Here is a 14,558-nt window from a genome sequence, read left to right as displayed (position 1 = left end):
TAAATTCAGGTGCTGACGTGAGTTTTTGTCAGTACCTGGTCAAGAAATCTCCCAAAAATCCTTCCAGTTGTTAACGTGTGATAATTATTTTCTCCTGGCTCTGGCGGACCATTCCCAAGCCGATCTCACTTGCGTATAGTAGCAACGTTTAAAATGAGACCGGGATGTAGAGTGAGTACAACGCTGTTTCGCTGGCCGGTTCGTGTCTATTACGAAGACACCGATGCCGGTGGTGTGGTTTACCACGCCAGTTATCTTGCTTTCTATGAACGAGCACGTACCGAGATGTTGCGCCAGCACCATTTCAATCAACAAGCCCTGTTGGAAGAACAGGTGGCGTTTGTGGTACGACGCATGACGATAGACTTTGTTGCCGCAGCACGTCTTGACGATCTTCTGGACATCCAGAGTGAAGTGACCGCCATGACCCGCGCCACCATGACGTTCTCGCAGCGTATCGTGAATGCAGAAGGCAAAGTGCTGAATGAAGCAGAAGTCCTGATTGCCTGCATCAACCCACATCTAATGAAGCCGATTGCGCTTCCCAAGTCTATTGTCGCGGAGTTCAAGCAGTGACTGACATGAATGTTCTTGATTTGTTCCTGAAGGCGAGCCTTCTGGTCAAACTTATCATGTTGATTTTGATCGGCTTTTCTATTGCCTCCTGGGCGATCATTATTCAGCGCACGCGCATCCTGAATGCGGCGGGTCGTGAAGCCGAAGCCTTTGAAGATAAGTTCTGGTCAGGTATCGAGTTATCTCGCCTGTATCAGGAGAGCCAGGGACGCCGTGATGAACTGGCCGGTTCCGAGCAAATTTTCTATTCGGGTTTTAAAGAGTTCGCCCGTTTACACCGTGCGAACAACCATGCACCGGAAGCGGTGGTGGAGGGCGCTAGCCGCGCGATGCGTATTTCCCTGAATCGCGAACTGGAAACGCTGGAAAATCATATTCCTTTCCTTGGCACCGTCGGTTCCATCAGCCCGTATATTGGTCTGTTTGGTACGGTGTGGGGGATCATGCACGCCTTTATCGCACTGGGTGCAGTGAAGCAAGCCACCTTGCAGATGGTTGCGCCGGGTATTGCCGAAGCGTTGATCGCGACGGCCATCGGTCTGTTCGCCGCGATTCCTGCTGTTATGGCGTACAACCGTCTGAACCAGCGTGTGAATAAGCTGGAGCAGGGCTACGACAACTTTATGGAAGAGTTCACGGCTATCCTGCATCGTCAGGCTTTCTCCACCGATAACGCGAAGTAAGTCGAGGTTAACGATGGCCAGAACCCGTGGTCGCGGGCGCCGCGACCTTAAGTCGGAAATCAACATTGTTCCACTGCTGGACGTGCTGTTGGTACTGCTGCTCATCTTTATGGCAACTGCGCCGATTATTACTCAGAGCGTGGAAGTGGATTTACCTGACGCGACCGACTCAAAAACGGTCTCAACGGATGATAATCCACCGGTCATTGTCGAAGTGGCTGGCGTAGGGCAGTACAGCCTGGTGGTGGATCACGATCGTATGACACAGCTACCGCCGGAACAGGTGGTGAGTGAAGCGCAGCGTCGCATTGAAGCCAATCCGAAGACCGTGTTCCTGATTGGTGGTGCGAAGGATGTGCCTTACGACGAAATCATCAAGGCGCTGAACCTGTTACATCAGGCTGGCGTGAAATCTGTCGGTTTGATGACACAGCCGATTTAAAGCGAACCGTTTTTGGGATCCGAGAGTGTCGAAGGTAACCGAGCAGAACGACAAATTAAAACGCGCGATAATCATTTCGGTGATTCTGCACATCGTGCTGATCGCCCTGCTGATTTGGAGCTCGTTTAACGAAAAGATCGAATCCAGCGGCGGCGGTGGCGGCAGTGATATTGACGCAGTGATGGTCGATTCTGGTGCCGTGGTTGAACAATATAACCGTCAGCAGAATCAGCAACGTGACAGCCAACGCGCTGAGCAACAACGTCAGAAGCAGTCACAGCAGCAGGCCGAAGAGTTACAGCAGAAGCAGGCTGCCGAGCAGCAGCGTCTGAAAGAGATGGAAAAAGAGCGCTTGCAGGCCCAGCAGGAAGCCAAAGAGCAGGCGAAGCAGCAAGCTGAACAGCAGAAAGCCGCTGAGGCGGCGGCAAAGCAGGCTCAGGATCAGCAGAAAGCGGCTGAAGCGGCGGCAGCCAAAGCGAAAGCCGATGCGAAAGCGCAAGCAGATGCCCAGGCGAAAGCAGCAGCTGATGCGAAAGCCAAAGCCGTAGAAGAAGCGAAGCAGGCAGCAGCCGACGCGAAGAAGAAAGCGGAAGAGCAAGCGAAAGCGGCAGCGGCAGAAGCGGCGAAAGAGAAAGCCGTAGAGCAGGCGAAGGCAGCGGCGGAAGCGAAAGCGCAAGCGGCTGCTGAGGCCAAAGCGCAGGCTGCAGCAGACGCAAAGGCGAAAGCGGCTCAGGAAGCGAAAGAAGCCAAAGAGCAAGCAGCGGAAGAGGCGAAGGAAAAAGCCGCTGAAGCAGCGAAAGAGAAAGCTGCAGCAGAGGCAAAAGCCAAAGCCGATGCAGCTGCCAAGGCGAAAGCGGATGCTGCGGCGAAAGCCAAAGCGGCGGCCGACGCTAAGAAAAAAGCCGCTGCGGAAGCGGCCAAGAATGAAAGTGACGTTGATGACCTGTTAGGTGGCCTTTCTTCTGGTAAGAATGCACCGAAAAGTGGCACAGCTTCTGGCGGTGCAGCAGGGCAGGGGAATCAGAAAAAGGCTGGTGCGTCAGGCGCAGAGATTAACTCCTATATGGGGCAGGTTGTGGGAGCGATTCAGAGTCGTTTCTATGATGCTGATACTTATAAGGGTAAAGAGTGTAACCTGCGTATCAAACTGGCCCCGGATGGTTTGCTGATCGATGTTAAAGCAGAGGGCGGCGACCCTGCGTTGTGCCAGGCTGCAATTACTGCTGCGAAGCAAGCTCATATTCCTAAGCCGCCATCGCAAGCGGTGTATGAAGTGTTTAAAAACGCGCCAATGCGTTTCAAACCGGAATAATGCAGTAACCCACGGCAGGTTGAACTAAGGTTAGCTTGCCGTATTTTACGAGTACTCGTGTTTTTTCAGGAACTGTGCGAATTATCGTGAACTCAGGTTCAGGTAAGGGAGATAAGATGAAGCAGGCACTTCGTGTAACGTTAGGCTTTTTTGTACTGCTGTGGGCAGCGATGCTGCACGCAGAAGTGCGTATTGAAATTACGCAGGGTGTGAATACCGCACGCCCAATAGGTGTGGTTCCGTTCAAATGGGCGGGCCCAGGCGCGGCACCAGAAGATGTGGGCGGGATTGTTTCCGCTGACTTACGTAACAGCGGTAAATTTAACCCGCTTGATCGTTCACGTCTGCCGCAACAGCCGACCAGTGCGCAGGAAGTTCAACCTGCTGCCTGGAGCGCGCTGGGTATTGATGCCGTGGTTGTGGGGCAGGTGACGCCTAACCCAGATGGCAGTTATCAGGTTGCTTACCAACTGGTGGATACCGGCGGTGCGCCAGGTACAGTATTGGCGCAGAACTCTTATAAAGTGACTAAGCAGTGGTTGCGTTATGCTGCCCACACCGCCAGTGACGAAGTGTTCGAGAAGCTGACCGGTATTAAAGGTGCATTCCGTACGCGTATCGCTTACGTGGTGCAGACCAACGGCGGTCAGTTCCCGTATGAACTGCGCGTATCCGACTACGACGGTTATAACCAGTTTGTGGTGCATCGCTCACCAGAACCATTGATGTCACCAGCCTGGTCACCAGACGGCAGTAAAGTGGCTTACGTGACCTTCGAGAGCGGTAAATCGGCTCTGGTGGTGCAGACGCTGGCCAACGGTGCGATTCGTCAGGTTGCTTCTTACCCACGCCACAACGGTGCTCCGGCCTTCTCGCCGGATGGTTCTAAGCTGGCCTTTGCGCTGTCTAAAACCGGTAGCCTGAATTTGTATGTGATGGATCTGGCTTCAGGTCAGACGCGTCAGGTGACTGATGGTCGTTATAACAGCACCGAACCGACCTGGTTCCCGGATAGCCAGACACTGGCTTATACCTCGGATCAGGCGGGTGCGCCTCAGATTTATAAGATTGGTATTAACGGCGGTGCGCCACAACGTATTACCTGGGAAGGTGCTCAGAACCAGGATGCGGATGTGTCTTCCGACGGCAAAACGATGGTGATGATCAGCAGCGCCGGTGGTGCTCAGCATGTCGCCAAACAGGATCTGGTAACGGGAGCCGTTCAAACAATAACGGACACGTTCCTGGATGAGACGCCAAGTCTGGCCCCTAACGGCACGATGGTAATCTATAGCTCTACTCAGGGGATGGGTTCCGTGTTGCAGTTGGTTTCAACAGATGGGCGTTTCAAAGCGCGTCTTCCGGCAACCGATGGACAGGTCAAATTCCCTGCCTGGTCGCCGTATCTGTAATGCATAGGTCCCCTGCATAGTGGGGGATAACCATGTATAGCAAACAAAATAATAGGATAAAGAAATGCAACTGAACAAAGTGCTGAAGGGTTTGATGCTGGCTCTGCCGGTAATCGCGGTAGCTGCATGTAGCTCACACAAAAACAACAACAACGACCAGACCGGTATGGGCGCAGACAACGGCGCTTACGGTGCTGGCCAGAACGGTAACATGTCTTCTGACGAGCAAGCGCGTCTGCAGATGCAGCAGCTGCAGCAGAACAACATCGTTTACTTCGGTCTGGATAAGTATGACGTCGCTTCTGACTACGCTCAGATGCTGGATCAGCACGCAGCATTCCTGCGTGGTAACCCGTCTTACAAAGTGACCATCGAAGGTCACGCGGATGAGCGCGGTACCCCAGAGTACAACATCGCCCTGGGCGAGCGTCGTGCTAACGCCGTTAAGATGTATCTGCAGGGTAAAGGCGTGTCTGCTGACCAGATGTCTATCGTTTCTTACGGTAAAGAGAAACCAGCTGTACTGGGTCATGACGAAGCGGCTTACGCTAAAAACCGTCGTGCCGTACTGGTTTACTAAGAGCATCATATGATGAGTAACTTCAGACTTCATTTGTTGAGTCTGTCGTTACTGGTTGGCGTAGCGGCTCCTTGGGCCGCTATTGCCCAAGCGTCAATCAGTAGCGTTGGCTCAGGCTCGGTCGAAGACCGTGTCACCAATCTTGAACGTATCTCCAATGCCCAGGCTCAGCTTCTGCAGCAATTGCAGCAGCAGATGAGTGACAACCAAAGCGATATCGATTCGCTGCGCGGCCAAATCCAACAGAACAGCTATCAACTTAATCAGGTGATTGAGCGCCAGAAGCAGCTTTATCAGCAGATTGATAGTCTGAGCAGTGGGAGTAACGGCGCACAGACGAGCGGTGGCGGTGATGCCGCAGCGGCGGGAGCAGCAGGTGCTGCGGGAAACGCTGATGCAGGCGGTAGCAATGCAAGTGGAAGTTCCGCTGCCCCTGCACAAACCGGCGATGCCAATACCGATTACAATGCTGCCGTCGCGCTGATTCTGGAGAAGAAGCAGTTCGATCAGGCCATTACTGCCCTGCAGGCGTGGGTGAAGAAGTATCCTGACTCCACGTATCAACCGAACGCCAATTATTGGCTGGGTCAGTTGTATTACAACAAGGGTAAGAAGGACGATGCCGCGTATTATTTTGCCACTGTGGTGAAGAACTATGCGAAGTCGCCGAAGGCCCCAGAAGCGTTGTTTAAGGTTGGCGTGATCATGCAAGAGAAGAACGATACGGCGAAAGCTAAAGCGGTCTATCAACAAGTGATCAAACAATTCCCAAGCAGCGAATCTGCCAAGCTGGCGCAAAAGCGTCTCGCTGGGATGTAATTTGTGCAGCAATGACCGGATTTCGTATGATTTCTGGTCTTGCAGCATGAAAGGTAAGCAATTGAGTGATTTGGTGAGAAATAAGGGTTGCGCCCTCCCGCTAAATCAGTAATATATGCCGCCGTTGCCCGGGCAGTTTAACAAAGCGTCCGGCAGCCTGAAGATGGGTCGTTAGCTCAGTTGGTAGAGCAGTTGACTTTTAATCAATTGGTCGCAGGTTCGAATCCTGCACGACCCACCATCTTAACCTGCTGTATGTTAGATGTTTTCTTCAGTCGCTTCACAACCTTGATGGGTCGTTAGCTCAGTTGGTAGAGCAGTTGACTTTTAATCAATTGGTCGCAGGTTCGAATCCTGCACGACCCACCATCAAGTGTAAAGTTGTAAGCCCTCATCGAGGGGTCGTTAGCTCAGTTGGTAGAGCAGTTGACTTTTAATCAATTGGTCGCAGGTTCGAATCCTGCACGACCCACCACTATGTAGAAAGGCGCCCTAAAGGCGCCTTTTTGCTTTTCTGCTTTGCTTCTTACCCGGCGTCAAACTCTTCCAGATATGCAGTACCGCATAGCTGCGCCATGGCCGCCAAACCTGCGATAACTGTTCCGCCACTTTGGCACTGACGCCGCCGAGATTGTTACGAATCGCAATGTCCTCTTTCGGGAACGCATCCGGCCAGCGTAGGGCACGCATCGCGATGTAACTCGCTGTCCACGGCCCAACACCTTTTAACGCCAGCAGTTGCTGCTGTACCACGTCAGGATTCACTGCACCGTTAAAGCGTAGCTCCCCGGAGGCACAAGCCTGCGCCAGCGCCTGAATCGCCTGTGAGCGCGCGCTGACGATGCCAAGACTGGCGATATCATCGATGGTGGCGGTTGCTAGTGATTCTGCAGTAGGCGGTAAGCGAGAAAGTTCAGGCCATGGCGTGGTCAGCGGTTCACCGAAACGTTCGGCTACGCGACTGCTTAAGGTGGTGGCAGCTTTCACCGTGACCTGCTGGCCGAGGATAGCGCGCACACCCAATTCAAAGCCGTCAAACGCACCAGGAACGCGTAACCCGGGATAGCGAGACACACTCTCGGCTAACAGCGGATCCTGGCTTAGCTGCTCGCTGATGCGCTGTGGTTGGGCATCCAGATCAAACAGGTCACGCAGTCGCCGCAGCAATGCGGGCAAAACCGGGGTTAAGGTGGTGGTGAACTGGACTTTGAGCGCCTGCTTTTCAGGAAGATGGCTGATCCGCACCCAGCCTCGGCAATGCCCCAGCGCCACGGTGCGGTGATAGACGCCTTCACTGACCCACTCCACCTCCTTCATCACGCGCTGTTGCAGGAAATCGATAATCGCGGCCCAGTCATAGGGCGGGCGATAGCTGAGACGTAGCTCAGCGCTCTCTTGCACCGTCGTCATGCTGTCAGGTTGGCTTTGCTTGCGCAGGCGAGAGGGCGTCATGCGATAGCGTGCCTGGAATACATCATTAAAGCGGCGCAGGCTACGGAAACCGCTGGCATAGGCGATTTCTGTTACGGGCAGTGAGGTCTCGGTAAGGAGTTGCTTCGCCAGCAGCATGCGTCGCGTTTGGCGTAGTTCAATAGGCGATACGCCCAGCTCCTGTTGCACCACGCGTCGAAGTTGGCGTTCGCTCAGGGCAAACTCATTGGCGATATCGGCGAGCGTCTCTTGCTCTTCCAGCAAGCCCTCTTCAATACGGCGGATCAGGCGATCGGCGATGCGGTGATGACTATCGACCGGCGCAAAACCGGGGGCCAGTTCCGGGCGGCAGCGCAGGCAGGGACGGAAATGGGCCTTCTCGGCGGCTTCGGCGCTGGTGAAAAACAGGCAGTTCTTCTGCATCGGCGCTTTCACCGGACAGATGGGGCGGCAATAGATGCCGGTTGACGTCACACCGACGTAGAAAAGCCCGTCAAAGCGGCTATCGCGCGAGGTCAGCGCCTGGTAAGCAATATCGGGATCGAACATCATCTTCTCCAGCAAATAAACCGCATATACCCTTCGTACTTCAAAGCGCAGATACCTTGGCTGCTCTGGTTTGCCGCCGTGCTGCGCCTTGAATGATTTTGGGTATCGTCGCGCAAGTGGCTAAACAAAACTCGCTGCTTTCGGACAGCAAACCAGTTTAAGCTCATGACCGAAAACAGCCAGTCTATTGCGATAAAAGTGCGATAATGGCGCACTGATTTACGCCGGAGGTGCAACATGTATCATGCCAAAATCATCCCCACACCGGTGGGAGAACTGACGCTGATTGCGACAGACAAAGGATTGTCAGCGATTCTATGGGAGAACGAAGGGTCACAGCGCGTGCCGCTCAAGCCTGTCAGCCGTAACGATCAGCATCCGATACTGTGCGAGGCCGAGCGCCAACTGCGCGAGTACTTCGCCGGTGAGCGCCAGCAGTTTGATATGCCCTACGACACGGTCGGGACTGAGTTTCAGAAAAAGGTGTGGCAAGCACTGCTCACGATTCCATTTGGTGAAACCCGCAGTTACCTGCAAATTGCGGAGCAGATTGGCAATCCGAAAGCCGTGCGAGCGGTGGGGGCGGCGAACGGGAAAAACCCGTTGTCGATTATGGCACCCTGTCATCGTGTGATTGGCAGCAACGGTAAACTGACCGGGTTTGCCGGCGGGTTAGATGTGAAAGCATTTCTGCTCGAACTGGAGAGCCCGCAAAAAGCGTTAGGCGGATCACTGCTGCTGTAACCCGCATAAAAAAGAGACGACACTCTCGCGCAATTCCGCTATCGTGTTTAGCATATAAAACACGATGGCGGTTTTGATGCCGCATCATTGCCTCAAAGGGCAATTTTGTTAAATTGAGAAAACGAGAGCCGTGTCATGAGCCTGATGTTCGATCCTGAAAGCGCCATTTATCCCTTCCCGCCGAAACCGGCGCGCCTCAGCCAGGATGAAAAATCCCATTACCTCTCTGAAATCAAACGCTTGCTAAAAGAGCGTGATGCAGTGCTGGTGGCACACTATTACACCGATCCTGAAATTCAGGCGCTGGCGGAAGAGACTGGCGGCTGTGTCTCGGACTCACTGGAAATGGCGCGCTTTGGCAGTACACATCCGGCGAAAACCTTGCTGGTGGCCGGGGTGCGTTTTATGGGCGAAACCGCCAAGATCCTGAGTCCGGAAAAGACCGTGCTAATGCCGACCTTGCAGGCGGAATGTTCACTGGATCTTGGCTGTCCGATTGAAGAGTTCAATCGCTTCTGTGATGCGCACCCGGATCGCACCGTGGTGGTGTACGCCAACACCTCGGCAGCGGTGAAAGCGCGGGCAGATTGGGTGGTGACATCCAGCATCGCGGTTGAGCTGATCGAACATCTTGATAGCCTCGGTGAAAAGATCATCTGGGCTCCGGATCGTCACCTTGGGCGTTACGTGACCAAGCAGACTCGCGCTGACGTGCTGTGCTGGCAGGGCGCCTGCATTGTGCATGATGAATTCAAAACCCAGGCCTTGCAGCGCATGAAAGCACTCTATCCTGAGGCGGCGGTGCTGGTGCATCCGGAATCGCCGCAGGCGATTGTGGATTTGGCCGATGCGGTGGGATCGACCAGCCAGCTGATCCAGTCAGCGAAAACCTTGCCGCACCAAAAAATGATTGTCGCGACCGATCGCGGCATCTTCTACAAAATGCAGCAGGCGGTGCCAGACAAAGAGTTACTGGAAGCACCGACAGCAGGTGAGGGCGCCACCTGCCGGACCTGCGCGCACTGCCCGTGGATGGCGATGAACGGCCTGAAAGCCATTGCCGAAGGGCTGGAAAATGGCGGCCACGCGCATGAGATCCATGTGGATGCGGCGCTGCGTGAAGCCGCGTTGATCCCGCTTAACCGCATGCTAGACTTTGCAGCACAACTTAAACTCAAGGTGAAAGGGAACGCCTAGGTGAATGTTGCTGACTGACTGTTGCAGGGGCGGGCTTCACGCCGCCCAACCAGGATGATCGGCACTTTGCCTGAGACGGCTTTCATACAGGTGCACTTCATGGACTTCTTCAGCACACAAAATATTTTGGTTCACATTCCCATTGGCGTCGGGGGCTACGATCTGTCGTGGATTGAAGCCGTCGGCACCCTCGCGGGACTTCTGTGCATCTGGCTCGCCAGCCAGGAAAAAATCATTAACTACCTGTTTGGACTGATCAACGTCACCCTGTTTGCGGTGATTTTTTTCCAGATCCAGCTGTATGCCAGCCTGCTGCTGCAACTGTTCTTCTTTGTCGCCAACGTTTACGGCTGGTATGCGTGGAGCCGACAAACCGCGAACCATGAAACCGCGCTGAAAATCCGCTGGCTGTCGCTGCCAAAAGCGTTGGGGTGGGGCGTGGCCTGCGTGGTAGCCATCGCGTTGATGACGCTGTATATCGATCCGGTGTTTGCGTTCCTGACGAAAACAGCGGTCGGGATCATGCAAAGCCTGGGCATGCAGGTACAGATGCCGCAACTGCAGCCAGATGCGTTCCCGTTCTGGGACTCCTGCATGATGGTGCTGTCGATTGTGGCGATGATTTTGATGACGCGAAAATACGTTGAGAACTGGCTGTTATGGGTGGTGATCAATGTGATCAGCGTGATGATCTTTGCCCGTCAGGGGGTCTATGCGATGTCGCTGGAGTACGCGATTCTGACGCTGATTGCGCTCAATGGCACGCGCCTGTGGATGCAAAGCGCGCGCGAACAAGGGTCGCGCGCACTCTCTAATCAATGATGGTGATGGGCGTGGCCATTCAGCGCAGCATGTTCATGGTGATCGTGGTGCGCTGAGCTGTTGACCGCGCAGAGTTCGCAGTCCGGCCCGACACAAGGCTGATACTCCATCTGCACGGTGGCGTGGGCAATCTGGTAATGCTGATGCAGATATTTATGGATGCTGCGCAATAAGCCGTCATGATCGTAAGGTGGGATCACCTGCACATGCAGCGTCAGCACCGGCTTTTCACCGACCTGCCAAACGTGAACATGATGCACATTGCGCACTTCCGCGATGTTGCGCGTCAGTTCACGTGCCAGTTTATCGGCATTGATGTTGCTCGGCGCACCTTCCAGCAATTCATGCAAACTTTCCCGCAGCAATGACCACGCGCTGCGTACCACCAACAGTGACACCAGCAGCGACAGAATTGGGTCAATCGGTGTCCAGCCGGTCAGCATAATGATGATCGCGGCGACAATAGCACCCACTGAACCCAGCAGATCGCCCAGCACATGCAAAGCCGCCGCGCGCACGTTGAGGTTCTTCTCTTCACTGCCACGATGCAGCAGCCAGAACGAGAGCAGATTAGCCAGCAGACCGGCAATCGCAATGCCAAGCATCAGCCCCCCTTCAATCGGCTGCGGTTGGTAGAAGCGGCGCAGCGCTTCCCAGACGATCATTACGGTGATGACAAGCAGTGCGATGGCGTTAACGAATGCCGCTAAAGTGGTGAGACGCAGCAAACCGAAGGTGTGGCGCGCATTGGGTTTACGCTGGGAAAATTGCACGGCGAGCAGCGCCATCAGCAGCGCAGCGGTATCGGTCAGCATATGCCCGGCGTCGGCCAGCAGCGCCAGCGAGCCTGAAATGACGCCGCCAATCACTTCGGCCACCATAAACAGGGCGGTGACGCCAAACGCGGCCGCCAGACGGGTGCGGTTGCCGTTATGCTCGCTGTGAGAATGAGTGTGTGCCATAACTTTCCAGTTGGTTAAGTAACCTGTTCGTTAATGATATCAGTAAATTGAGTGCATCTGCGTCCAGCTGTTGCTGTTTTGCCTGGTCGGTCAGCTGCTGGCAGTACCCGGCAATCTCATCCATGCCCAGCATCAGCCAACTTCCCTTCATGCGGTGTGCGGCACGCTCCAGTGCTGGCCAGTCGTCGCTGGCGCTGGCGGCCAGCAGCGCATCACGATCCTGCTGTAGTGTGCGTTGTAGCGTCTGGCAGATACGCGGGATAAAGGCCTCATTGTGCTGCGCCAGAATCAACAGGCTCTCGTGTAGCGGGCTCAGGGGATCCTGCACGGCGCGCGCCAGCAGCGGGACCAGATGCTCGCGCTCAATCGGCTTCAGCAGCAGGGCTTCGTTCTCCTGCAGCGTGATTTTCAGCAACTGCACATCGGCGGAGCAGAGCACTCGCAGCGCGGGACTGGCACGTCGCTGATGGCGTCGGCGCAGAATGCGCAGCAGGGTTAAGCCATCCGGGCGCGGCATCATCTGGTCGATGAGCAGAACATCGAACGGTTGTTGTGCATCGGCTCGCAGCAGGCTACGGCCGTCCTCAAACAGTTCAGCTGTCACGCCAAAACTTGCCAGCTGCTGCTGTAGAACCAACAAATTGGTCGGATGGTCATCAACAACGGCTACACGCAGATGCGGATAGCGCGGCCAGATGGCGTGGTCATCGACGGGGCCAGTATCACTTCGCTCCAGCGGCAGCAGGACATTCACCGTGGTGCCTTGATCGGGTTCGGAGGTCAGCGTCAGGCTTCCTCCCATGCGCTGCACAATCTCCCGGCAAATAAACAAGCCTAAACCGCTGCCCTGTACCGCATGGCTTTTGCCGGATGGGGCCTGATACCATGGTTCAAACAGCTGCGTCTGTTCGCTGAGCGGAATGCCGCTGCCACTGTCCGCCACGGTGAGATGAATTTGTTCATCCACTGCCAGCGACAGCCGTACTTCGCCATGGCGGGTGAACTTCAGCGCATTTGCCACCAGATTATTCACCACCTGTTGCAGGCGATCGCTATCCAACATCACCCAGGTGGGCAACGGCGTCAGGGCTTCGATGATCATCTCTGGGCCCGATTCACGCATTAATGGATGGTAAAACTGCTGCTGTTGTTGCAGCCAGAGTGCCAGATTGAGCGGGCGCGGGGCCAGACGGAAACTCTGATTCTCAATGCGGGCATGATCCTGCAAATCATTCAGCAGCGTCATCAGTGAGCGGGCACTGCTGTGCATCAGCGTCAATCGTTCGCTGGGATGCTGCTGCTGTTCAAGTTCCAGCAGACCGAGAATCGCCTGCATCGGGGTGCGCAATTCGTGGCTGGCGGTGGCAAGGAACTGGCTTTTGGCGGCATTGGCGCGTTCAGCCTGTTCGCGCTGGATACGTTCACGGCGCTGTTGCAGGTAACGGCGTAATAGCAGGATTAACAGCAGCAGGATGGTGAGCCCTGCCACGATCAAGATCATCAGCGGAACATTACGCATTGCCACACTGGTGCCCGGTTGCGGCGGCTGTGACCAACTGATGCGCATCTGATTTAGCGTATCCGGCGGGATCTGCTGCAGTGCATGATCCAACAGTGCTCGCAATTGCGGCTGTTCGATGCTGACCTGCGGAGCCAGTGGCCAGGCAATATCGCTGGCGGCGAAGGCCAAATGCACGCGATTATCGCTGTGGCTGGCCATGCGCCAGCGCGCCGACAGCACGTTATCCACCAGCGCATCGATCTGGCCGCTATTGAGGGCTTGCCACAGCTGCGCACGGTCGTCAAACAACTGTGGGGTGATATCAGCCGGCAGTAAACGCTGGGCTAAGTCAGCCCGTAAAACCCCAACGCGTCGATGCTGCAGTGACTGCCAACCCATCGGCTGCTGAGTATTGAGGGTATAAATCCCCCAGATGGCGCGCCATACCGGCAAGGTGTTGCTGCTGGCATCGTCTTCATATAGCGGTTGCATGAGATTCAGCATGACCTGATGTTGCTGTAGCAGCGCATTGGCCTGCTGCGGGTTGCTCACCCAGCGTGGCGTGAAGTGCAGCCCAGTGCTTTGACTCAAGGCGTTGAGCAAGTCGATGCCAAAGCCGCGTGCATTGCCGTTACTATCACGGTAACTCCAGGGCGCATTGTCGGCTTCGGCGGCGTAAGAGATCTCCTGCTGCTGTGCCAGCCACTGTTTCTCGGCGGCAGTCAGCATTAACGTCTGCGTATCCTGATATCGCAGCAAAGGTAGGCTCCAGCGCTGCTGAACCCGGTTACTGAACTCGGCGGGGAGTAAACGCAGTTGCGTATTGAGCCACTGAATCAGCGCCGGATCGCGCGCGAATGCCCGTAAAGAGAGCTCACCCGCACCGGGATCGGCAGTGATTTGGTAAATCTGTCCCTGTTGCAGTTGGCTGAGCAGAAATCCGGCGCTGGCTTCGTCTGCTACCAGATAATCACTCTGTTGGTTGAGCAGGGCATACAACGCCTGTAAATCGCCCGGCAGGCTGTGCCAGCGGTGGCTGCGCACAAAGGCTTCAGGCAAATGCGCCAGCGTGGCCTCAGCAATGGTGAGCTGGGCGCTATCGCTGTTGAACATCACGGCCCGCTGGTTATCACGATTACGATAAATACGAATCGGGCTGTTGTACCAGCTGTCGCTGGTTTGCAGGCCATCGGTGAGCGGGAAGTGCGCGTTACTCAAGACAAAATCGACGTCGCCACGCGCCAGTGCCGCAAGTTGCTGATTGCGATCCGGGAAGCTTTGCAGGGTAAAGTGCGTGCCGGTGAGCTGGCTCAGGGCGCTGAGATAATCCGCATCAATACCCCAAATACGATCGCCGATGCGCATTGCCCAGGGTGCGCTGTTTTGTGCCGGTACGGCAACGCGCAGGTTAGGTGCTGTCCAGGGTTCGGCATGCGGCGCGGGCATCATAGCGGGCAGCATCACACTGCTGGCGGGCTGTAAATCTGCGCGAGCGGCCAGGCTGAATAGCAGCACGCACAGCAGCATA

At 55.3% G+C, this 14,558-nt stretch carries 13 protein-coding genes and 3 tRNA genes; 13 read left to right on the top strand and 3 right to left on the bottom strand.

Annotation, left to right across the window (positions count from 1 at the left end; translation table 11 throughout):
* Positions 1-153: 153 nt before the first annotated feature.
* The 10 genes from ybgC to LK04_RS13005 all read left to right on the top strand — a co-directional run bounded on the left by ybgC (position 154) and on the right by LK04_RS13005 (position 6,299).
* A complete protein-coding gene (gene ybgC / locus LK04_RS13050) occupies positions 154-576 on the top strand; it encodes a tol-pal system-associated acyl-CoA thioesterase (protein WP_202404442.1) in 423 nt (140 codons plus the stop codon).
* Entirely contained in the window at positions 573-1,259 is a 687-nt protein-coding gene (tolQ, locus tag LK04_RS13045; RefSeq protein ID WP_039330423.1) for a Tol-Pal system protein TolQ, read from the top strand. Before ybgC ends, tolQ begins: the two co-directional genes overlap by 4 nt.
* 13 nt (positions 1,260-1,272) lie before the next feature.
* The gene (gene tolR, locus LK04_RS13040; RefSeq protein WP_034829164.1) at positions 1,273-1,701 is read left to right on the top strand and encodes a colicin uptake protein TolR; all 429 of its coding nucleotides are present in this window, start codon (positions 1,273-1,275) and stop codon (positions 1,699-1,701) included.
* 25 nt (positions 1,702-1,726) lie between these two features.
* Complete coding sequence (gene tolA, locus LK04_RS13035) at positions 1,727-3,013, top strand: cell envelope integrity protein TolA (protein WP_039330411.1); 1,287 nt, start codon at positions 1,727-1,729, stop codon at positions 3,011-3,013.
* 116 nt (positions 3,014-3,129) lie between these two features.
* The gene (tolB, locus tag LK04_RS13030) at positions 3,130-4,425 is read left to right on the top strand and encodes a Tol-Pal system beta propeller repeat protein TolB (RefSeq protein ID WP_039330409.1); all 1,296 of its coding nucleotides are present in this window, start codon (positions 3,130-3,132) and stop codon (positions 4,423-4,425) included.
* Positions 4,426-4,489: 64 nt separating this feature from the next.
* On the top strand, positions 4,490-5,005 hold the full coding sequence (gene pal / locus LK04_RS13025; protein ID WP_039330408.1) for a peptidoglycan-associated lipoprotein Pal: 516 nt from the start codon (positions 4,490-4,492) through the stop codon (positions 5,003-5,005).
* Positions 5,006-5,014: 9 nt separating this feature from the next.
* Entirely contained in the window at positions 5,015-5,824 is an 810-nt protein-coding gene (gene cpoB, locus LK04_RS13020) for a cell division protein CpoB (RefSeq protein ID WP_039330407.1), read from the top strand.
* 165 nt (positions 5,825-5,989) lie between these two features.
* Positions 5,990-6,065: transfer RNA gene (locus LK04_RS13015), tRNA-Lys, on the top strand.
* Between the two features lie 52 nt (positions 6,066-6,117).
* Positions 6,118-6,193 (top strand) — tRNA-Lys (locus LK04_RS13010).
* Between the two features lie 30 nt (positions 6,194-6,223).
* Positions 6,224-6,299, top strand: a tRNA-Lys gene (locus tag LK04_RS13005).
* Positions 6,300-6,316: 17 nt separating this feature from the next.
* Here the strand turns inward: LK04_RS13005 and LK04_RS13000 are convergent.
* Positions 6,317-7,804 (bottom strand): AlkA N-terminal domain-containing protein, encoded by a 1,488-nt coding sequence (locus LK04_RS13000; protein WP_039330405.1) that lies wholly within the window; start codon positions 7,802-7,804, stop codon positions 6,317-6,319.
* Positions 7,805-8,041: 237 nt separating this feature from the next.
* Between LK04_RS13000 and LK04_RS12995 the strand changes: the two genes are divergently transcribed.
* The 3 genes from LK04_RS12995 (at position 8,042) to pnuC (ending at position 10,567) form a co-directional block, all read left to right on the top strand.
* On the top strand, positions 8,042-8,548 hold the full coding sequence (locus LK04_RS12995; protein ID WP_039330404.1) for a methylated-DNA--[protein]-cysteine S-methyltransferase: 507 nt from the start codon (positions 8,042-8,044) through the stop codon (positions 8,546-8,548).
* A gap of 135 nt (positions 8,549-8,683) precedes the next feature.
* On the top strand, positions 8,684-9,745 hold the full coding sequence (nadA, locus tag LK04_RS12990) for a quinolinate synthase NadA (RefSeq protein WP_039330403.1): 1,062 nt from the start codon (positions 8,684-8,686) through the stop codon (positions 9,743-9,745).
* Between the two features lie 99 nt (positions 9,746-9,844).
* The gene (gene pnuC, locus LK04_RS12985) at positions 9,845-10,567 is read left to right on the top strand and encodes a nicotinamide riboside transporter PnuC (RefSeq protein ID WP_039330587.1); all 723 of its coding nucleotides are present in this window, start codon (positions 9,845-9,847) and stop codon (positions 10,565-10,567) included.
* Here the strand turns inward: pnuC and zitB are convergent.
* On the bottom strand, positions 10,561-11,529 hold the full coding sequence (zitB, locus tag LK04_RS12980; protein ID WP_039330402.1) for a CDF family zinc transporter ZitB: 969 nt from the start codon (positions 11,527-11,529) through the stop codon (positions 10,561-10,563). The genes pnuC and zitB overlap by 7 nt on opposite strands.
* On the bottom strand, positions 11,498-14,557 hold the full coding sequence (locus LK04_RS12975) for an ATP-binding protein (protein WP_081998081.1): 3,060 nt from the start codon (positions 14,555-14,557) through the stop codon (positions 11,498-11,500). The genes zitB and LK04_RS12975 overlap by 32 nt, the downstream gene beginning before the upstream one ends.
* Position 14,558 lies beyond the last annotated feature (1 nt).

The organism is Pantoea vagans (assembly GCF_001506165.1).
GTDB classification, from domain to species: Bacteria; Pseudomonadota; Gammaproteobacteria; order Enterobacterales; family Enterobacteriaceae; genus Pantoea; species Pantoea vagans_C.
This window is presented reverse-complemented; position numbering and strand designations above follow the sequence as displayed.